The sequence below is a fragment of the Stenotrophomonas pictorum JCM 9942 genome, from assembly GCF_001310775.1.
In the GTDB taxonomy this organism is placed as follows: Bacteria; Pseudomonadota; Gammaproteobacteria; order Xanthomonadales; family Xanthomonadaceae; genus Stenotrophomonas; species Stenotrophomonas pictorum.
In genome coordinates, this window is record NZ_BAZI01000629.1 from 1 (window position 1) to 1,059 (window position 1,059).

1 protein-coding gene is annotated in these 1,059 nt (G+C 68.6%); it reads left to right on the forward strand.

Annotated features, from left to right (window positions below; all coding sequences use genetic code 11):
* Positions 1-334: 334 nt before the first annotated feature.
* On the forward strand, positions 335-1,059 hold a 725-nt coding region (locus JCM9942_RS16655; protein ID WP_054660950.1), incomplete at its 3' end, for an ABC transporter ATP-binding protein.

Genomic DNA, 1,059 nt, shown 5'->3' on the forward strand with positions numbered 1-1,059 from the left:
CCCGCGGCCAGGGCCAGCAGCAGCGCCAGACCCGCCACCACCCACCACCAGCGCCGTGATGGCGAGGGGCCGCGCGGCGGCGCGGAGCGGTCGATGCGGAGTTCCTTCAGCAGTTCAGCAGATGCATTCATGTGGGAGAAGACGGCGCGTGACGGGGAATGTGACGGAAGGTACCCCAAACCGGTGCGACGGGAAGGTCAGGGCTGGAGCCAAGCATAGGCAGCCGGCAGCGGCGGCACAGGTGACGGGTGTCACCTGCTTTGCCTGATCGCAGTGACTGCCGCCACGGTCGTGTCGCGCCTACCTTGTCGTCATTCCCCCGGAGATGATCGTTATGGAGCACGGCAAGGAAGTGCTGGCCAGCCTGCGTGGTGTGTACAAACGCTACGGTGCGTTGGCGGCGCTGGATGGCGTGGACCTGGACCTGCATGCGGGCCAGGTGCTGGCGCTGCTCGGGCCCAACGGCGCCGGCAAGAGCACCACCATCGGCCTGCTGCTGGGCCTGCTGCGCGCCGATGCCGGGCAGGTGCGCTTGTTCGGTGACGATCCGCAGCAACTGTCGGCACGGCGCAACATCGGGGTGATGCTGCAGGAAGCGCAGCTGCCGGAAACCCTGACCGTGGCGGAACTGCTGCGGCTGTCGGCCAGTTACTACCCGATGCCGCGTGCCGTGGACGAATGTGCGGCGCTGGTCGGTATCGAGGACCTGCTGCAACGTCGCTACGGAAGACTTTCCGGAGGCCAGCAGCGACGGGTGCAGTTCGCCGTCGCCATCTGTGGCCGGCCGCGCCTGCTGTTTCTGGATGAGCCCACCGTCGGCCTCGACCTGCCCGCGCGGCAGCGGCTGTGGGCCACGGTGCGCACCCTGGTGGGCGAGGGAACGGCGGTGGTGCTGACCACCCACTATCTGGAAGAGGCAGAGCAACTGGCCGACCGCATCTGCGTGATGCTGCGCGGCCAGGTGGTCAGCGACGGCAGCGTCGCGGCTCTGCGTGCCCGCGTGCTGGTCCGCGCGGTGCGCTGCCAGTCGCAGTTGGATGTCGCGCAGGTCGGACGCTG